This is a genomic window from Dactylosporangium sp. NPDC048998, assembly GCF_043197855.1.
GTDB lineage: Bacteria > Actinomycetota > Actinomycetes > Mycobacteriales > Micromonosporaceae > Dactylosporangium.
Window position 1 is genome coordinate 299,025 of sequence record NZ_JBICTV010000008.1, and the last position, 17,820, is coordinate 316,844.

Sequence of the window (17,820 nt, forward strand, 5' to 3'; positions counted from 1 at the left end):
ATCAACGGCTGCCCCACAGGAACAGAAGCCGGCGACCGCGTCGGTGTCGCCTCAGCGGTCCGCGGCCGCCATGGCCTGCTGGTGTGCCAGCAGGCGGGACACGCCCTCAGCGGTCATGGGCCGGGCCAGGTGGTAGCCCTGACCGAGGATGTAGCCGAGCTCGCGGAGCACTGCCGCCTGCTCGGCGCTCTCGACTCCCTCGGCAACGGTGTCGAGGCCGAGCGCGTGGGCGAGTTGGATCACCGCGCGGGCCACCGCTTGCCGGGCGCCGGCCGCGGCCGGTTGGCCGTCGTCGATCTCGATGCCGTCGACGAACGACTTGTCCAGCTTGACGATCTCGGCGGGGAACGCGCGCAGCAGGCTCAGCGACGATTCGCCGGTACCGAAGTCGTCCAGCGCCAGGCGGATGCCCATACGGTCGAGTTCGTACAGCGTCCGGGAGACCTGCTGACCGCGGAGCACCGCCGACTCGGTCACCTCGAGCACCAGCCGCTCGCAGGGCAGCCCGCTCTCCGCGAGCGCGGCAGCCACATTGGACACGAAGTCGGGGTCGTGCAGTTGCCGCGCGGACACGTTGAGTCCCGCCTCCTGCAGCGCGTCCGGTCCGAACTCGGACAACCACGCGGCCGCCTGGCGGGCGGTTTCGCGCAGCACGAACCGGCCCAGCGGCACGATCAGGCCGGTCCGTTCGGCGGCCGGGATGAACTCGGCCGGGGAGACGACGCCGCGGGTCGGGTGATGCCAACGGACCAGCGCCTCGACACCGATCACCCGGTTGTCCTCCAGCCGCACGATCGGCTGATAGACCACCCGGAACTCGTCGTCGTCCAGGGCCCGCCGCAGCTCGCCGCCGAGCTGCATGTGCGCCAGCACGGGCTCCCCCATGCCGTCCACATACCGCACGAAGCTTGCTTTACCACGCTGCTTGGCCGTGTACATCGCGACGTCGGCGTCCCGCAGCACCGAGTCGACGGTCGCGCCGGGCACGGCGTCGGCGATGCCGATGCTGGCCTGCACCAGCAGGCGATACTCGCTGATCGGGCGGTCGAGCGCGGCCAGCAGCCGGCCGGCCAGCTCCTCCGGGTCGGCATCGGCGCCGGTGAGCAGCACCGCGAACTCGTCGCCGCCGACCCGCACCGGCAGGCCGTCGTTCCCGGCTTCAGCGCGCAGCAACTGCGCGATCGAGACGAGCAGCCGGTCGCCGACGCCATGACCGAGCAGGTCGTTGACGGTCTTGAAGTCGTCCAGGTCGACGAGGAGAACCGACGCCCGTCCCGTTGTGGCCAGGATGCTCGTGAGCCGGTCCCGGAACAGCGCCCGGTTGGCCAAGCCGGTGAGGCCGTCGTGGCTGACCTCGTACTGCAGCCGCTCCTCCTGGACACGCGCGTTGCGAAGCAGCCGGGCGTTCTCCTGGAACGCGATGAACTGCCGGACCGTGACCAGCACGGTCACCACCACGGCAGCGATCACGACCACGCGACCCGGCCAGTGCAGCGGCGCGCCGAACGCGAGCGCGATCAGCGGTACGTCGACCGCCGCCACGGCCAGGTAGGGCAACAGCATGCCGCCGCGGGCCGTGTCGCGGCGAAACCCGAGATTGGCGCGCCACTGCGCCGCGACGCCGAGCGTGGCCAGCACCGGGGTCAGCGGCATCACGATCGCCTGGGCGGGAACAGCCGCGTCATAACCGAACCGCACCGCGAGCACGGCAACGATCCCGGCGGTGACCCCACCGCTGGCCGCAAGGAGCCGTATCGCAGCGCGGTCGATGGGGCCGCCCGCAACGTACGACACCTTCGTCACGGCGCCGACCGCGGCCATGAACCCGAGCCCGACCAGCACCATCGCCTGCGGGCTCCACGGCTCGCGGGCGGACAGCATCGGGGCCAGCCCGGTGTACCACAACACGGCCGCGCAGCCGAGGAACGCGATCGTACGGTCCAGCAACATGCGCCACCACTCGACGCCACCGGCCGCGACGATCGGCACCCGGCCTATCGCCCAGATGGCGATACCGAAGCCGATCGCCGCACAGGCCGCGGCCGGCACCGGCATGGTGCGCACATGAGCCTGGGCGGCGTGCGTCAGCATGTCCACCGCCAGCCAGCCATAGCCGATCGTGATCATGGCAACGGCGACGAGCACGGCGCGCCAGAACCGCCCGGCAACAGGGTCAAGATCGCCGCTGCGGGACATGTGATACACGGACGCGGTGGCGAGCGCGCCGCCAACCGGGACGAATATGTACGCGAACGCCTCGGTACCGGCGCCGACGGTCAGGTATGCCACGCACCAGGCGGTGCCGAGGGCGGCAACCCCGGCGGTGGCCGCCACATACCGCCGGGCAGCCTTGTGCACCGCCGAACCGGCGACATCGACCGCGGGGCTGGCCGTTGACCGAAGCGACTCCCGCGTCACGGCGCTGACAATATCGTGCCCGTTGTGTACCGGATCTCACCCGAACGTTTGAAGTTCACCGATGTGCGCACTGATGTGCGGGACGGTTTGGCCACCAGGACACTCCTCAGCGGTGACGCAGCCTCCGACCGGCGCATGATCGGGGCCGTTCCGGGCAGCAATGGTTTCGTCCGAACCGACGCCGCAACGCTGGGGGCGGAGATGAACAATCAGCGGCAGCACTGGGCGGCCCTCCCGGTCGCCGATTGGGAGCCCACGTACGACACGCTGCACATGTACACCCAGGTCATCGGTAAGATCTCGCTGGCGTTGCGGCCCATGACGAACCACTGGTGGCAGGTCGCCCTGGAGCCTTCCGCCCGGGGCCTGCGGACCGCGGCCCTCCCGCACGGTGCACGTACCTTCGAGATGGACCTCGACCTTGTCGACCATGTGCTCCACATCGACACCGACGCCGGCGAGCGGCGCACCGTCGAGCTGGGCCGGCCCGTGCGCGACTTCTACACCGACACGATGAGGGCGCTCGACGACCTGGGGCTGCACGTGCCGATCTGGACCCACCCGGTGGAGGTAGCGAATCCGATCCCCTTTGACGAGGACACCGTGCATTCGACGTACGACCCGGCCCAGGCCGAGCGGTTCTGGCGCGTCCTGTGCCAGGTCGAGGGGATCCTGGACGAGTTCCGGGCCCGCTTCACCGGCAAGGCGAGCCCGGTCCAGTTCTACTGGGGCTCGTTCGACCTCGCCACGACGCGCTACTCCGGCCGGCCCACCGAGCCGCCACCGAACGCCGACACGATCACCCGGTTCAGCTACACCGCCGAGCAGAGCTCGCTCGGCTTCTGGCCCGGCGGCACCTGGATCAACGGCATGCGTGTCGAACAGCCGATCTTCTACTCGTACACCTATCCGGAGCCGCCGGGAGTCCGCGACCAGCCGGTCAGCCCGGCGCCGGCGCGCTTCGACGCCGACCTCGGCGAGTTCGTGCTGAGCTACGAGGACGTCCGGCTGTCGGACGACCCGCGCCGGGCGATCCTCGACTTCGCCCAGACCACGTACGAATCGGGTGCCCGGCTCCAGCATTGGCCGCGCGACGTGCTCGAATGGACGCCACCGATGCCGCCGAGCCATCGCCGGGCGATGTCGACGATCTGAGCGGGCGGCTACGAGACCGGTTCGGCGGCCGGACGGCGCCCACGACCCGGGAGCCGGGACATGAGGCGTGTGACGGCCGCCGGCAGCAGGGCCACGCCGGTCGCGATGACGAGCGTCAGCACGGCGAGGAGAGTGGATCGCCAGGGCCAGGCGCCGCCGGCGAGCCGCAGCTGCGCGGCGGGATACTCGGTGAACTTGGCGGTGGTCACGGCGGTGGCCCGGTCGGTGTGGCGGGCGAGGTCGCGCAGGACGGGGTCGAAGCTGAACTCCCCGGCGGCGCGGCCCGCGTGCGGCAGGTCGATGCCGAGGTGGCGCTCGCCGGCCCATTGCCGCAGGCCGGGGTCGACCTGGTCGAGGTTGCGCAGGCCGGGTACGACGAACCGGTCGACCTTGGCGGTCGTGGTGCCGGTGGGGTCGGCGAGCAGGACGACACCGTGCCGGGTGGTGACGACGGGGTGCGCGGCGAGCGTGAGCGTGTGGGCGGCGAAGGAGGTACCGGCGTACAGCTCGAATGCGGCGGCGACGTCGATCTCGTCGAGGCCGTCGACCAGTCCGATGCCGACGGTCGGGCGCAGCCACGGGAACGCGGCGTTGAGGCCGTAGGGCAGGTCGGACAGGGCGAGCCGGCGCGTGGCGATGGTCGTCGGGCCGTCCAGCTTCCAGCCCGGGTACGCGATGTCGCGGCCGATGCGGTCCGCTTCCTCGGTGCCCGCGATCCGCTCGACCAGCCGGAGCGCGCCGACGACCCCGGAGGTGACGCCGGCGGTGGTGGTGATCGGGCCGTCCTCGACGTAGCGCTGGCCGGCGATCCAGTCGGTGCGCGGGTAGCTGCCGCGCAGGCCGTCGAGGTTGGCCCAGAACGACGTGGCCCGGCGGTGGTCGAGCAGGCCGGTGGTGGCGAGGAACTGCGACCCGGCGCACACCCCCAGGATGCGAGCCCCGTGGCCGGCCTGCCGGGTGATCCAGGTCCGCAGGGTCGCCTCGGCCGGGCCGGTGGGTTGCACCACGGCCGGCACGACGACGACGTCGGGTGCGGGTACGGCGCCGCTGTCGACATCGGCGACGGCGTGGTCGGGCACGACCTGCAGGCCGCCGGACAGCGCGACGGGTGCGCGGCGGGCGGAGACGGTGTAGACGAAGAAGTGCTGGGACCGGGCGAACACCTCGTACGGCGCCAGCACGTCGGTGACGACCGATCCGGTGGAGCCGATGACGACCGCGACGACGGTACGTCCGGCCGGAGCCCGCGCCGGCTGCGGCCATCCGCCCGCCAGGGCGGCCGGCGCCGCGGACGGGTAGCTGTCGTTCATCGTGACGGTGACCCCGGCCAGCCCGATGCCGGCCAGCGTGACGGCGAACAGGACAACACCGAGCAGGACGCGGGCCAGAATCCGGGCACGGCGAAGCAACACGTGTCGCATGTGGGTTTTTCTCCGTAAGGCTGAGGGAGGACGAGAACGGGTCAGCGGCTTGCGGCGCGGCCCGCCGACGGGGGTTTGCCGTGGCGGGCGGAGTACAGCCGGCGGAAGTGCCGGGCGTCGCGGAAGCCGCACCGCGCGGCGACGGTCTCGATGGTCAGGTCGGTCTCGGCCAGCAGGGTCGCGGCGTGCTCCAGGCGGAGCTGCTGCTGGTACTCCAGTGGGGTGATGCCGGTCGTCGCGGTGAACGCGCGGCTGAGTCCGCGCGGGGAAAGGTGCGCCACCGCGGCCAGCTCCGCCAGGCTGTGCGGAGTGTCCAGGTGCGCGGCGATGTGGTCCTGCACCCGATGGACCCCCGAGTGCAGATGGTCGCGAAATCGCAGAAACGGGCTGATCTGCGTGTGGGAGCCGTCCCGCCGCAGGTAGACCACCAGCTCCCGGGCCACGGCGGCGGCCAACGCCGGCCCGTGGTCCCGTTCGATCAGCGACAGCGCCAGATCGACACCGGCCGAAATGCCGGCGCTCGTGCTGACCGGCCCGTCGTGGACGTACAGCACGCCGTCCTGGACCCGCGCGGCCGGATAGCGCCGGCGCATGTGCTCGGTCAACGCCCAGTGCGTGGTGCACCGCCGGCCGTCCAGCAGCCCGGCCTCACCCAGGGCCACCGCGCCGGTACACACGGCCGCGATCCGGGCTCCGCAGCTGTACGCCGCTCGTAGCCACTCCACCACCGGCGCCGACACCAGGTCCTGTCCCGGGTCCGGCTCGCGCAGCCGCGGCCCGGGCACCAGGACCAGATCGCCGGGACCGACCTTCGGCAACCGCCCGATCCCGGCCAGGGCCAGCCCTTGCGCCGATCGCACCCGCTCGGCCTCGGCCACGAACTCCAACCGGAGATCGGCTCCCAGCGCCGCCGCGGCGTCGAAGACCTGCACCGGACCACCCAGGTCGAGCAGGTTCACCTCCGGCAACACCAGAACGAGCACCCGCCCGGCACCGGTCGTCACACTTTCCACGCATCAGACGCTAGCCACCCGGGACGGGTGCCGGGCAGGGCGCCGGCGGACTCCCACCGGACGGATCAGGCACTACGTCGCCGGCGGTGTCGGCGAGGGCGCGGTCAGGCCTTGCGCAGGCTGCGGATCAGGGCCGCAGCCAGGATGGCGAACGAACCGGCTGTCACGGCGACCCAGACGACGCGGCTGGTGTGCCAGTCTTCGGAAGGCCAGACCGGAAACACCGGGAGTTGCCGGGTGAACGGCCGGGCCAGGGCCACCGCGGTGGCCGTCGGCACGACGATCGCGGCGAACGGGCGGCCCGGTTCGGCGACCCCCCGGCCACGCCGCCAGGTGGTGACCGCGAGCGCGAGGCCGACCATGCCGGCCGCCTGCAGCACGAAGAACCAGAAGTGGTCGGGCAGCCGGCTCCGGGCTGCCAGCAGGCACGCGATCCACGTGCCGAGCGCGAGCGGCACCACCGCCGCACGGGCGGTGATGCGCCACCACAGCGGGCGGGGCAGGGTGTCCACCACCTGCGCGGCCGGTTCGTCGGCCGCCCAGGCGGTGATCCCCGCGATCAGGCCGAGGGCCGTGCCCTGCAGCGGCCACATGACCGCCGGCCACCGGGCGACGAGGGTCATCAGGCCCACGACGATTCCCGTGGCGACGATGGTCAGCCGCCACGGGACCGCCTGGACCACGTATCGGGTCACGCGCCGCTCGGCAGCGGGTTGACCAGGGTGTGCCCGATGCCAGTGAACATCGCGAGCAGGCAGGTGACCACGGCGGCCACGACCAGCGCGCCGCCCGCGAGGCGCAGTGCCGGCGTCCGGGCGCCGGGATCGTGCCACAGCGCGGCGACGACGGCGAGCCCGCACAGGCAGCACAGGTACGCCGCCCACCAGCCGGGTGAACCGCTCAGCAGCAGCATCCGCATGTCGTCGCCCTCGACACCGATCGGTCCGCCCCAGTACGTGAAGGGCATGACCACCCGAATCGTGCGCAGCGGCTCGAAGATGCCCTGGAAGACGATGCTCACCGCGACGAGCAGCACGGCGACGATCGGTGCCGTGCCACGCTGCGGCAGGTACCGGCCCGCCACGATCCCGAGCAACGGGCCGCCGAGCGCGGAGAGCCCGCCCTCACCGAGCAGCGCCGCGAAGGTCCAGCCGTCGCCCGCGGGGGCGAACGGGAACCCGTTGTCCGGCACCGGCCACCGGTGCTGCGCCCACATTGCCCACGCCACCCAGAGCAGGCCGACGGTGAACGGCAGCAGGGCCGTGAGCGCGAGAGCCGCGGTCTGCACCCGCTCCGGCACCGGGGTGACCCCCGCGGCCCGGTTCAACCTGGTCGCCTTGCGGGTCTGCGCGGCCATCGCGACCAGGCCGAGGACGCCGAGGCCCGCGGCGGGGACGATGGCGTTGAAGAAGCCGGAGGTCTCCGCGTCGGGCCGGCCGACGCTCGTCGCGACGGTCAGCAGCACGCCGATGAGGAACAGCGGATGCTTGGCGTATCTGCGCAGCTCGATGGCGGTGAGCTGGCCCAGCGCACTCCCGGTGCGCGCGGTGGTGGCGGTCGTCGTGGTCATGCTGCCATCTCCATCCGGGACTGGGCCGTGGGCCCGAGCATCAGCAGGTAGGCGTCCTCGACGGACGGTTCGGCCGCGACGGCCTCGGCGGTGGGCTGCCCGCCGACCGAGCGGACCTTGCCGTCGGCGGTGCGCCAGGACGCCCGCGCGCCGGGCAGCTCGGCGTCGGCGAGCCACACCCGGCCGCCCGCGGTGCCGACGAAGTCGCGGACCTTGCCGTCGAAATGGACACGGCCGGCCGCCACGACGACGACCCGATCGCACAGCGCCGCGACGTCCTCGGTCTGGTGGGTGGCGAGCAGGACCGCCCCGGTGCGTCCGCGCTCGGAGAGCAGCGCCCGCAGCGACGCCCGCTGCTCGGGATCGAGCCCGGTGGTCGGCTCGTCGAGCACGAGCAGGCGCGGGTCCCCGATGAGCGACTGGGCGAGGGCGAGGCGCCTGCGCTGCCCGCCGGACAGGGTGCGGATGCGCCGCGTGGTGCGATCGCCGAGCCCGACCAGATCGAGCACCCGGCGGACCTCGGCATGGCGTGCCGCGGTGGCCGTCCACTCCTTGAGCACCGCGATGTAGTCGATGAACGCGAAGCACGTCATGCCCCGGGGGAACTGCAGCTCTTGCGGGAGATACCCGAGCAGGCGCCGTACCTGTGCCCGCTCGGCCGGCCCGGCGGTGGCGTCGTGGCCCAGCACTGTGATCCGGCCGGACGTCGGCGGGGTCGCGGTCGTGAGCATCCGAATGAGGGTGGTCTTGCCGGCACCGTTGGGACCGAGCAGGCCGGTCACGCCGACGTCCAGGTCGAGGTCGACCGCGTCGAGGGCCGTGGTGCTGCCGTAGCGCTTCGTCAAGGCGCGCGCCTGTACGAGTCTGGTCATGCATAGCCTCCGGGGGTCCTGGCGAGACGGATCCGGATCGCGAGCGCGATCGCGGTGACACAGGTGAGTGCGACGTAGGCGAGCTGGGCCTGCGGGCGTACGCTCAGCACGACGTCGTGCCGGCCGTATGCGACGGCGATCACGGCGATCCACGCGGCGCTCAGCAGCGCACCCACGACCTTCGGCGGCCACCAGGTGAGCAAGGCGAGCGCGGTGAGCGTCAGGCCGAGCCCGGGGCCGAGCCAGGCGACGGAGAGCCAGCCCATGCCGGTCACGATCGCGCCGAAGCCGACGACGAACGGCACCGTGGTCACCATGACCGCGACGGTCCGCAGCAGGCTGAGCCGCAGCTTCGAATACGGCGTCGTATTGGCGAGCGCGGCGAGCGAGTCACCGGTCGCGAACGCCCCGACGACGCCGAGCAGCGGCACCAGCGGGGCCCCGAGCAGATAGCACGCGGTGCTCAGCTCCGAGCTCGACCAAGCCGCCGCGACGACGAACACGAACACGGCCGCCGAAGCGAGCGCCCACGGCCCGCGCAGCGACTGGGACGCGTTGAGCAGCACCGCGTCGCGCTCGGTGAGTCCCAGCCGGCGCAGCGCCCGCAGCGGCGGAGACAGGACGGGACGCTGGATCTGCGCCCGTACGCCATCCCAGGCACGTCGCAGCGCCGCCGGGTCGGACAGCTCCCCCAGCGTCGCGCGGCAGGATTGGCAGGCCATCAGGTGCGCCTCGACCGAGGCGGACGGCACCAGATCGATGTCGCCGTCGAGGTACCGGCGCAGCAGGGCCCGGTCGCAGTGCCAGGACTTGCGGTTCACGTCGCCTCCGCTCATGACGCGCTCAGCAGACTGGCACGCAGCTGGGACTTGGCCTGCCGCAGCCGGCCCTTGACCGTGCCGTGCGGCACGCCGAGCAGCCGTGCGGCTTCTTTCGTGGTGAGGCCGTCGAGGACGGTGGCCTGGACGACGGCCCGCAACTCCGGCGACAGCCGGCGCAGCGCCGTGCCGAGATCGCCGTGCTCCACACCGAGCAGCACCTGTTCCTCGGCGCTGATGAGCGGCGTGTCGAGCTCACCGTCGGCCAGGAACGTCCAGGCGGCCGGCGACCGGCGCAGCCGGGAGATCAACCGGCGGACGGCGATCCCCCACAGCCACGCCCCGACCTCCCCGTCCCCGCGCCAGCGTTCGGCACCCTTCCACACGGCGACGAACGTGTCCTGCAGGACGTCGTCGACCACGTCGGGGTCCGCGCACCGCCGCCGCAGCCGGGCCACGAGCCAGGGCGCGTGCCGGTCGAACAGCAGCCGTAACGCCCCCTCGTCACCGTCGGCGACGGCGCGCAGCAGATCCGCGTCGCCGGCGTCAGCATTCGAGCTCATACCCTCACTGTCGCCGCGGACGGCCCCAGCGGATGAGCCGGAGCGGGAAAATTTCGGCACCGCCTGCCGGCGCGGCGGGTGTGCGGTATCGACGGCCTGGCCCGCTCGGGTGATCGTCGCGCCCTCCCGCCGTCGCACACTGGGAGGAGGACATGGCCGCGGGCGCGCTTCCGCCCTCAAAGATCGGCTGCACGGATCACCGGGGCCGGGGCGCATCGCGCCGAGGAGACATCCGAGTGAAGGAGTCCAGCATGAAGGCGGTGCGGTTCGACGAGTACGGCGGCGTCGACGTTCTCCACGTGGCCGACGTGCCGATCCCTGAGCCGGGCCAGGGACAGGTGTTGGTCGAGGTCAAGGCCGCGTCGATCAATCCCGGTGAGGCGAAGATCCGCGACGGGTCGTTGCACGCGATCTGGCCGGCCACCTTCCCGTCGGGTGAGGGCACCGACGTGGCCGGGATCGTGACGAAGACCGGCCCTGGGGTCGAGGGAGTCGCTCCCGGCGACGAGGTCATCGGCTTCACCGACGAGCGTGCCAGCCACGCCGAGTACGTGGTCGCGCCGGCGCGGAATCTGACGGCCAAGCCGGCGAACGTCTCCTGGGAGGTCGGCGGGTCGCTGGGCGTCGCCGGCAGCACGGCCTATGCCGCGGTGCGCGCGGTGTCGGTACGGCCGGGCGACACGGTAGCCGTGTCGGGCGCCGCCGGCGGCGTGGGGTCCATGGCCGTCCAGCTGGCCCGGCGGGCGGGGGCCGAGGTGATCGGCATCGCCGGTCCGGACAACCGCGACTGGCTGACCGCGCACTCGGTCACACCCGTCGCCTATGGTGCGGGCCTGGCCGGCCAGCTCCGGGAGACGCCGATCGACGCGTTCATCGACACGCACGGCAACGGTTACGTGCAACTGGCGGTCGAGCTGGGCGTGGCGCCGGAGCGTATCGATACGATCATCGACTTCCCCGCCGTGCAGGAGTACGGGGTGAAGGCCGAGGGCAGCGAGGGCGCGAGAAACGCGGCGGTCCTCGCCGAACTCGCCGCGCTGGCCGCCTCCGGCGACCTGGACGTGCCGATCGCCGCGGTGTTCTCGCTCGACGAGGTCCGCGCGGCGTTCGAGCAGCTGGAGCAGGGCCACACCCGAGGCAAGATCGTCCTGCGGCCCTGACCGCCGGGGGTGTCCGAACCGGGAGGCCGGCTCATGAGGGTTGTTGTGAACCTGACGCGCTGTGAGGGGTACGCGCAGTGCGCCTTCCTCGCCCCGGACGTGTTCCGCATGCGTGGCGACGAGGCGCTGATGTACGACCCGCAGCCCGACGACGCGCAGCGCGACCGGGTGCTGCGGGCCGCGGCGGCGTGCCCGGTACAGGCCATCCGGGTCGACAGCATCGACGACAGGGAGGCCGCCGCGGAGGCCAGGACGGCGGCGTCCGCGGCGGCGGGAGGCCCGCCGGGGCAGGCTCCGCCGCAGGGGGCCTCGCCGAGCCAGGCATCCACGCCCGTACCGGGCCTGCGCAACGCGGCGATCGAGGCGTTCCGGCGGCACGGCCGGATCGTGATCGTGGGTGCGTCGCTGGCCGGCCTGGCCGCCGCGGCGACCCTGCGCCGGGAGGGCTTCACCGGCGCGCTGACCATGATCGGGGACGAGCCGTGCCGGCCGTACGACCGGCCACCGCTGTCCAAGCAGGTCCTCGACGGATGGGTGCCCCCCGACCACACCGGGCTGCCCCGCGCCGACGAGCTCAACGCCCGCTGGCTGCTCGGCGTCCCCGCCACCGGGCTGGATCTGGCCGGCGAACGCGTCCACCTCGGCGACGGCGGCACGGTCGGCTACGACCGGCTGCTGATCGCCACCGGCACCCGGGCCCGGCCCTGGTTCAATCCCGACGAGGCCGCCCTCGACGGCGTGTTCCTGCTCCGCACCCGCGACGACGCCGCCCGCCTGCGCCGCCGGCTGGCCGACCGGCCCCGGCGGGTGCTGGTCATCGGCGGCGGGTTCACCGGGTCCGAGGTCGCCTCCGTGTGCCGGGACCGGGACCTGGCGGTCACGGTCGTGGAGCGGGGACCGGCTCCGCTGGCCGGCGCGCTGGGCGGGGTGATCGGCGCGGTAGCCGCCGACCTGCAGCGTGAGCACGGCGTCGACCTGCGCTGCGGCGCCACCGTCACAGCCCTGGAGGGCGACGGCGACGGCCGGCTGCGCCGCGCCCGCCTGTCCGACGGCAGTACCGTCGACGCCGAGGTGGCCGTGGTGGCGCTGGGCGCGATCCGCAACACCGAATGGCTGCACGGTTCGGGTCTGGCCGCCGGCCACTGGGGTGTGGGCTGCGACGCCGGATGCCGGGCGTTCGACGTCAACGGCGTGGTCACCGACGACGTCTTCGTCGCGGGTGACGTCGCGCGTTTCCCACACCCGCTGTACGACTACCAGTTCCTGGCCCTCGAGCACTGGGGCAATGCGGTCGCCCAGGCCCAGGTCGCCGCCCACAACATGATCAGCGCGCACGGCGACCGGTGGCCGCACCTGGCCAGCCCGATCTTCTGGTCGGCACAGTTCGGCACCAACATCAAGTCGGTCGGGGTGCCGACCTTCGCCGACCAGGTCGTCATCGCCCAGGGCTCGGTCGAGGAGCGCCGGTTCGTGGCCGCCTACGGCTACCAGGGGCGTATCACCGCCGCGGTCGGGTTCAACCAGGGCAAGTGGCTGGAGTCGTACCAGGGCCTGATCGAGCGGGCGGCGGCATTCCCGCCCGAGCCGCGCCCCGGCGACCGGCAACCGGTGCCCGCGCGGCTGCCCGACAAGACCATCCGCGAACGCCACGCCACCGTCGTGGTGACCGGCCACGATCCGAGCGAGCGCCGTGCGCAGCTGGTCCACCACCGGTGAACCCGAGCGGCGGCGCCCTGGTGGCAGCCACGAAAGGCATCGTCATGGCACAGCCCAGCATCTACGAGCAGATCCTCGACCCCGCCAACCGGGCCAACCCGTACCCGCTCTACACGCAGCTCCGCACGACCCCGGTGGCGCGCCAGTCCGACGGCACCTACGTGATCAGCACCTACCGCGAGATCGTCGCGCTGCTGCACGACCCACGGGTCAGCTCCGACCCCCGCAGCCACCCCGAGCTGACCGGCGCCGCACCCGCACCGGAGGAGGGCCCGCCCGGGCTGCCGCTGTCGTTCATCAGCCGCGACCCGCCCGAGCACGACCGGCTCCGAGAGCTGGCCATCCGGCCGTTTGGGCCGCCCCGCACCCCGGGACGCGTCGAGGGCATGCGCCCCTGGCTGGCCGAGGTCACCGACGGCCTGATCGACAAGTTCGCCGGACGAAACCGTGTCGACATCGTCGACGACTTCGCCTACCCGCTGCCCGTGACGGCGATCTGCCACCTACTCGACGTACCCCGGGAGGACGAACCGCGCTTCCACCACTGGGCCGACGCGATCATCGACACCACCGACCCGGGCACGGGCACGTTCGCCGAGCGCCAGCGCAGGCGAAGCCGGATACAGGCCGAACTCGGCAAGTACCTCGACGGGCTCGTCGATGCCCACGCCCGCCGGCCGGGCGACGACCTGATCTCCGGGCTGCTCACCGACACCGGTCCGCACGCGCCGATGTCCCGCGGCGACCTGCTGAGCACGGCCGTGCTGCTGCTGGTCGCCGGTCACGAGACCACCGTCAACCTCATCGCCAATGGCGTGCTGACCCTGCTGCGCCACCCCGATGTGCTCGACCGGCTGCGCCACGAAACCGACCTGATCATCCCGTTGGTCGAGGAGTTGCTGCGCTACGAACCGCCGGTGCAGATGCTGACCAGCCGCAGTACCCTCGCAGACATCGACCTCGGGGGCACCACCATCCCCAAGGGCTCACCGCTCGCGCTGATGCTCGCCGCCGGCGACCGCGACCCCGATCGCTTCCCCGACCCGGACCGCTTCGACCCCGATCGGGCCGACAACCAGCACCTCGGCTTCGGCAGCGGCATCCACTACTGCTACGGGGCCCCGCTCGCCCGGGTCGAGGCGCAGGTCGCGCTGTCCGAGCTGGCCCGCCGGCTCGTGCACCCCCGGCTCGTCACCGACCCGCCACCGTACCGGCCCAGCCCGACCCTGCGCGGCCCCCGCCACCTGCTCATCGACATTGACGCCGTCGCCTCCGCCGCCGAGGCGGCGGCCGGCGCGCCGCCCCGCGAACGAGTGCCGTGACCGGCACACGGATGGGCGGCACCCGTCAGCGCATCGTCCGGAAGGCGCGCCGCACCTGGTCGACGAACAGCTCCGGCTGCTCGAAGGCGGCGAAGTGGCCGCCGCGCGGCGGCTGTTCGTAGAAGCGGAGGTCGGGATAGTACCGCTGGCACCAGCGCCGCGACGGCCGGAAGATCTCCCGCGGGAACGCCGAGAAGCCGACCGGCACGGCGACCGGCACGGGCTGGCGAGCGCTGCGGCCCGATGGCCGGGCGAAGCCGTTCTCCCAGTAGATGCGGGCCGACGACGCGGCCGTTGCGGTGTGCCAGTAGACGCTGATGTTGTCGAGCATCTGGTCGCGGCTGAGCGCGTCGAGGGGATCACCGTCGTGGTCGGTCCAGGCCCAGTACTTCTCGGCGATCCAGGCGCACTGGCCCACCGGGGAGTCGACCAGCCCGTAGCCGACGGTCTGCGGGCGGGTCGCCTGCTCGAGGGCGTAGCCGCTGCCCCATTCCTGGTGATCGGCGGCGTCGGCCAGGCTCTGCCGCTCGAAGTCGGTCAGGTCCGCGGTGGCGTGCTGGTCGCGGTCACCTGCCAGCAGCATGTTGAGATGGATGCCGACCAGGCGCTCGGGCTGCTGCGCCGCCAGCGCCGTAGTCACGATCGCTCCCCAGTCGCCGCCCTGCGCGCCGAAGCGCTCGTAGCCCAGCCGGGTCATCAGCGTCGTCCACGCCCGGGCGATCCGCTCCGGCCCCCAGCCCGGCTCGGCGGGCTTGGCGCTGAACCCGAAGCCCGGCAGCGACGGGCACACCACGTCGAACGCGTCGCGCGCCTCCCCGCCGTGCGCAACGGGATCGACCAGCGGCCCGACGACGTCCAGGAACTCCACGACCGAGCCCGGCCAGCCGTGCGTCACGATCAGCGGCAGCGCATCCGGATGGGGTGAGCGCAGGTGTATGAAGTGGACGTCGAGGCCGTCCAGTTCCGTGGTGAACTGCGGCAGCCCGTTGAGCCGGTCTTCCAGGCGCCGCCAGTCATAGCCGCTCTGCCAGTACCCGCACAGATCCCGCAGCCAGTCCAGCGGTACACCCTGGCTCCAGCTCGCCGCCGTCGCCGCTTCCGGCCACCGGGCGTGCGCCAGCCGCCGCCGCAGCTCGTCGAGCGCGTCATCGCCGACACTGATCGTGAACGGGGCCACCTCGCCGCCCATGCCGCCACCGTAACCCCGGACGAGAGCCGGCACCGGCGGCAGGTTCCGACGCGACGCGAAATCACCCGCGACGCCGTGATTGCCTCCACCGGCGAACTGTGCAAGCGTGCTGCCATGGCCGTTGCGCCCGTGGCACGTCGCGTTCTCGTCTGGCTGGCCGGGTCGGCGGTGGGTGGCCTGCTGATCGCGCTGCCGGACTCCGGGCCGCGACTGTTTTCGATCAGCCGGACCCATGGGCCGTCTCTTGTGGACTCCGTCGGCATGGTCGTCGCGGTTGCGGCGTGGCTGCCGGTGATCTGGCTGATCTGGCGCAGCCGGTCAGCGCTGCGCGGCACCACCGGCCGGGTCTGCGCCGGCCTGGCACTTGCCGGCATCGTGCTGCTGGTGGTCACGATCCGCAGCGACCTCGGGCTGTGGTGGCTGCTTCCGGTCACGCTACTGGTCGCCGCGCAACTGCTCGCGCTGGCATCGCTCGCCCGCGAGCCCCGCGACGCCGCCCACTCCTGATCGTCGTGCTGTGACACAGCCGTAGGTTCGTCGACGGCAAGAGTGGGCAGTTTGCCACGATGAAGACTCTCCTCCACAACGTCCGGGTCTTCGACGGAAGGCAGCTGCGCCCGCCGGACACGGTGGTCATCAACGGAGAACGGTTCGGCAACGGTGCGGGCGAGGCCCGCGTCGTCGACGGGGAAGGCGCGGTCGCGCTGCCCGGGCTGATCGACGCCCACGTCCACCTCGACCGGCGGCCCACGCTCGAGCGGTTGGTGAGGTTCGGGGTGACCACGGCGCTCGACATGGGCTGCGCGCCGCCGGAGCTGGTCGACTCGATGCGGATCTCCCGCGGACTGACCGACGTCCGCAGTGCCGGCACCCCGGCGATCGCCCCGGGCGCCTGGCACGCCCGCATTCCGGCCCTCGGCGCACGGGGCATCGTGCACGGCGCCGACGAGGCGGAACGCTTCGTGGCCGAACGGCTCGCCGAGGGCTCCGACTACCTGAAGATCATTGTCGGGAGCCCGGAGCCCAGCCACGACCAGGCCACCCTCGACGCGCTCGTCGCCGCCGCGCATCGGCAGGGGCGGCTCGTCGTCGCCCACGCGACGTCCGGGGAGGCCGTCGCCATGGCGCTGCGGGCCGAGGTCGACATGCTCACGCACGTACCGCTGGATCGACCGCTGGACCGGGCCACCGCGGATCGCATGGCGATCGACGGCCGGGAGCTGATCCCCACATTGTCCATGATGGAGGGTGTGGCGGCGCGGGCCGCCGGCGTGTACGCGGGCGCCAGCTACGCGGCGGCCCGGGACAGCGTCACCACCGCCTACCGCGCCGGGGTGCCGATCCTGGCCGGCACCGACTCGAACTCGACGCCCGAGGCGCCGGCGAACATCAGCCACGGCGACAGCCTGCACCACGAGCTGGAGCTCCTCGTCGACGCCGGTGTCAGCCCGCTCGACGCGCTTCGCGCCGCCACGGTGCTGCCCGCCGTCCACTTCGGACTGACCGACCGCGGCGCCGTCGAGGCCGGCCAGCGGGCCGACCTGGTGCTCATCGACGGCGACCCGCTGCACGACATCCGCGCCACCCGCTCGATCACCCGCGTCTGGTGCGGCGGCGTCGAACACACCCCGGCCGAGCTGGCGAGGTGACCTGGGCAAGCGCCCGCCGACACAGCGCCACAAGGCCCGCACGGCAACGCCGTGCGGGCCTTCGCCGACAGCGCGCCAGCCGCGTTGCCGGGGGTTCGTCGCCCCACAGGGCGTGGACGAGCCGGTCGGCGGTGACCGGTCCGTCCCCAGCACGCTCGAGGCGGCATCAGCAGCGGGCGGGTGGCGTGGATAATCATGGTTCGTCACCGGGCCCGAGCCGGACGAGTCCGGCCGGAACCACCGCAACGGAGAGGACAGATGAGCGTAGACGTTCCCCAGCACCTGTTGGCCGGGCAGCGAATCGTGTTCATCGGCGACAGCATCACCGATGCCGGGCGCCGCGATCGCGTCGCACCGCACGGAGACGGCTACGTGAGCCTGGTCCGCGCCCTGGTCACCGCCCGCCACCCCGGGCTGCGCCTGCGGTGGACCAACCACGGCGTGTCCGGCGACACCGTACGCGACCTGGCCGACCGATGGGAACGCGACGCCGTGGCCGCGCGCCCCGACTGGCTCTCGGTGATGATCGGCATCAACGACGTGTGGCGCGCCTTCGCCGGCCGCCCCGACGAGGCGGTGCCGATCGACGAATACGAGCAGACACTGCGCCGCCTGCTGCGCCGCGCTGTCGACGCCACCGGCTGCCGGCTGATCCTGGCCGATCCGTACCTCATCGAGCCCGATCTGACCGACCCGCAACGCGCGGAGAGCGATCGGTACGGCGACGTCGTCGGCGCGCTCGCGAAGGAGTTCGATGCCGTGCACGTGCGCACCCAGGAGGCGTTCGACCGGGCGCTGGCCGTGTCGTCGCCCGAGGACTGGGCCGACGACCGCATCCACCCCAACCTGCCGGGCCACGCGATCATCGCCGACGCATACCTCGCGGCGCTCGGCATCACAGATGAAATCCATTGACGGTCACGCGGTCAGTCCTTCTCCGGCTGGGCCGCGCTG

The 17,820-nt window shown here is 72.6% G+C and carries 16 protein-coding genes; 7 read left to right on the plus strand and 9 right to left on the minus strand.

All coding sequences use genetic code 11. The annotated features are described in order from the left end of the window. Nucleotides 1-51: 51 nt before the first annotated feature. A complete protein-coding gene (locus ACGFI8_RS21615) occupies nucleotides 52-2,418 on the minus strand; it encodes a putative bifunctional diguanylate cyclase/phosphodiesterase (RefSeq protein WP_392807304.1) in 2,367 nt (788 codons plus the stop codon). Between the two features lie 201 nt (nucleotides 2,419-2,619). On the opposite strand from ACGFI8_RS21615, the gene ACGFI8_RS21620 reads away from it, so the two are divergent. Then, complete coding sequence (locus tag ACGFI8_RS21620) at nucleotides 2,620-3,573, plus strand: DUF5996 family protein (RefSeq protein WP_392807306.1); 954 nt, start codon at nucleotides 2,620-2,622, stop codon at nucleotides 3,571-3,573. A gap of 8 nt (nucleotides 3,574-3,581) precedes the next feature. Here the strand turns inward: ACGFI8_RS21620 and ACGFI8_RS21625 are convergent, their stop codons facing one another. The 7 genes from ACGFI8_RS21625 to ACGFI8_RS21655 form a co-directional block, all read right to left on the minus strand. Beyond that, entirely contained in the window at nucleotides 3,582-4,994 is a 1,413-nt protein-coding gene (locus ACGFI8_RS21625; RefSeq protein WP_392807307.1) for a DJ-1/PfpI family protein, read from the minus strand. Nucleotides 4,995-5,035: 41 nt separating this feature from the next. After that, complete coding sequence (locus ACGFI8_RS21630; protein WP_392807309.1) at nucleotides 5,036-6,007, minus strand: GlxA family transcriptional regulator; 972 nt, start codon at nucleotides 6,005-6,007, stop codon at nucleotides 5,036-5,038. Nucleotides 6,008-6,111: 104 nt separating this feature from the next. Next, nucleotides 6,112-6,702, minus strand: a complete 591-nt coding sequence (locus tag ACGFI8_RS21635) for a hypothetical protein (RefSeq protein WP_392807311.1) — start codon at nucleotides 6,700-6,702, stop codon at nucleotides 6,112-6,114. Then, nucleotides 6,699-7,577: a hypothetical protein gene (locus ACGFI8_RS21640; RefSeq protein WP_392807313.1), complete on the minus strand. Its 879-nt coding sequence runs from the start codon at nucleotides 7,575-7,577 to the stop codon at nucleotides 6,699-6,701. The genes ACGFI8_RS21635 and ACGFI8_RS21640 overlap by 4 nt, the downstream gene beginning before the upstream one ends. Continuing rightward, nucleotides 7,574-8,449, minus strand: a complete 876-nt coding sequence (locus tag ACGFI8_RS21645; protein ID WP_392807314.1) for an ATP-binding cassette domain-containing protein — start codon at nucleotides 8,447-8,449, stop codon at nucleotides 7,574-7,576. Before ACGFI8_RS21645 ends, ACGFI8_RS21640 begins: the two co-directional genes overlap by 4 nt. Beyond that, complete coding sequence (locus ACGFI8_RS21650; RefSeq protein WP_392807315.1) at nucleotides 8,446-9,285, minus strand: zf-HC2 domain-containing protein; 840 nt, start codon at nucleotides 9,283-9,285, stop codon at nucleotides 8,446-8,448. Before ACGFI8_RS21650 ends, ACGFI8_RS21645 begins: the two co-directional genes overlap by 4 nt. Then, nucleotides 9,282-9,830, minus strand: a complete 549-nt coding sequence (locus ACGFI8_RS21655) for an RNA polymerase sigma factor (RefSeq protein WP_392807316.1) — start codon at nucleotides 9,828-9,830, stop codon at nucleotides 9,282-9,284. The genes ACGFI8_RS21650 and ACGFI8_RS21655 overlap by 4 nt, the downstream gene beginning before the upstream one ends. 251 nt (nucleotides 9,831-10,081) lie before the next feature. Between ACGFI8_RS21655 and ACGFI8_RS21660 the strand changes: the two genes are divergently transcribed. Genes ACGFI8_RS21660 through ACGFI8_RS21670 form a run of 3 tightly spaced genes read left to right on the plus strand, consistent with a single transcriptional unit; the run spans nucleotide 10,082 to nucleotide 14,028 of the window. Then, the gene (locus tag ACGFI8_RS21660; protein ID WP_392807318.1) at nucleotides 10,082-10,990 is read left to right on the plus strand and encodes an NADP-dependent oxidoreductase; all 909 of its coding nucleotides are present in this window, start codon (nucleotides 10,082-10,084) and stop codon (nucleotides 10,988-10,990) included. A gap of 33 nt (nucleotides 10,991-11,023) precedes the next feature. Next, a complete protein-coding gene (locus tag ACGFI8_RS21665) occupies nucleotides 11,024-12,706 on the plus strand; it encodes an FAD-dependent oxidoreductase (protein WP_392807320.1) in 1,683 nt (560 codons plus the stop codon). A 44-nt stretch (nucleotides 12,707-12,750) separates the two neighbouring features. Beyond that, on the plus strand, nucleotides 12,751-14,028 hold the full coding sequence (locus tag ACGFI8_RS21670; protein WP_392807322.1) for a cytochrome P450: 1,278 nt from the start codon (nucleotides 12,751-12,753) through the stop codon (nucleotides 14,026-14,028). Between the two features lie 25 nt (nucleotides 14,029-14,053). Here ACGFI8_RS21670 and ACGFI8_RS21675 read toward each other — a convergent pair whose 3' ends face one another. After that, a complete protein-coding gene (locus tag ACGFI8_RS21675; protein ID WP_392807324.1) occupies nucleotides 14,054-15,217 on the minus strand; it encodes an epoxide hydrolase family protein in 1,164 nt (387 codons plus the stop codon). A 129-nt stretch (nucleotides 15,218-15,346) separates the two neighbouring features. Between ACGFI8_RS21675 and ACGFI8_RS21680 the strand changes: the two genes are divergently transcribed. The 3 genes from ACGFI8_RS21680 to ACGFI8_RS21690 all read left to right on the plus strand — a co-directional run bounded on the left by ACGFI8_RS21680 (nucleotide 15,347) and on the right by ACGFI8_RS21690 (nucleotide 17,781). Continuing rightward, a complete protein-coding gene (locus ACGFI8_RS21680; RefSeq protein WP_392807326.1) occupies nucleotides 15,347-15,724 on the plus strand; it encodes a hypothetical protein in 378 nt (125 codons plus the stop codon). 59 nt (nucleotides 15,725-15,783) lie between these two features. Then, a complete protein-coding gene (locus ACGFI8_RS21685) occupies nucleotides 15,784-16,866 on the plus strand; it encodes an amidohydrolase family protein (protein ID WP_392807328.1) in 1,083 nt (360 codons plus the stop codon). A 258-nt stretch (nucleotides 16,867-17,124) separates the two neighbouring features. Beyond that, complete coding sequence (locus ACGFI8_RS21690; protein ID WP_392807330.1) at nucleotides 17,125-17,781, plus strand: SGNH/GDSL hydrolase family protein; 657 nt, start codon at nucleotides 17,125-17,127, stop codon at nucleotides 17,779-17,781. Nucleotides 17,782-17,820: the final 39 nt, after the last annotated feature.

What these genes read in the sequence shown, in the direction of transcription:
- ACGFI8_RS21670 (WP_392807322.1), top strand. Translation starts at nt 12,751, where the DNA reads ATGGCACAGCCCAGCATCTACGAGCAGATCCTCGACCCCGCCAACCGG.
- ACGFI8_RS21655 (WP_392807316.1), bottom strand. Translation starts at nt 9,830, where the DNA reads ATGAGCTCGAATGCTGACGCCGGCGACGCGGATCTGCTGCGCGCCGTC.
- ACGFI8_RS21675 (WP_392807324.1), bottom strand. Translation starts at nt 15,217, where the DNA reads ATGGGCGGCGAGGTGGCCCCGTTCACGATCAGTGTCGGCGATGACGCG.
- ACGFI8_RS21665 (WP_392807320.1), top strand. Translation starts at nt 11,024, where the DNA reads ATGAGGGTTGTTGTGAACCTGACGCGCTGTGAGGGGTACGCGCAGTGC.
- ACGFI8_RS21620 (WP_392807306.1), top strand. Translation starts at nt 2,620, where the DNA reads ATGAACAATCAGCGGCAGCACTGGGCGGCCCTCCCGGTCGCCGATTGG.
- ACGFI8_RS21685 (WP_392807328.1), top strand. Translation starts at nt 15,784, where the DNA reads ATGAAGACTCTCCTCCACAACGTCCGGGTCTTCGACGGAAGGCAGCTG.
- ACGFI8_RS21690 (WP_392807330.1), top strand. Translation starts at nt 17,125, where the DNA reads ATGAGCGTAGACGTTCCCCAGCACCTGTTGGCCGGGCAGCGAATCGTG.
- ACGFI8_RS21660 (WP_392807318.1), top strand. Translation starts at nt 10,082, where the DNA reads ATGAAGGCGGTGCGGTTCGACGAGTACGGCGGCGTCGACGTTCTCCAC.
- ACGFI8_RS21645 (WP_392807314.1), bottom strand. Translation starts at nt 8,449, where the DNA reads ATGACCAGACTCGTACAGGCGCGCGCCTTGACGAAGCGCTACGGCAGC.
- ACGFI8_RS21650 (WP_392807315.1), bottom strand. Translation starts at nt 9,285, where the DNA reads ATGAGCGGAGGCGACGTGAACCGCAAGTCCTGGCACTGCGACCGGGCC.
- ACGFI8_RS21640 (WP_392807313.1), bottom strand. Translation starts at nt 7,577, where the DNA reads ATGACCACGACGACCGCCACCACCGCGCGCACCGGGAGTGCGCTGGGC.
- ACGFI8_RS21625 (WP_392807307.1), bottom strand. Translation starts at nt 4,994, where the DNA reads ATGCGACACGTGTTGCTTCGCCGTGCCCGGATTCTGGCCCGCGTCCTG.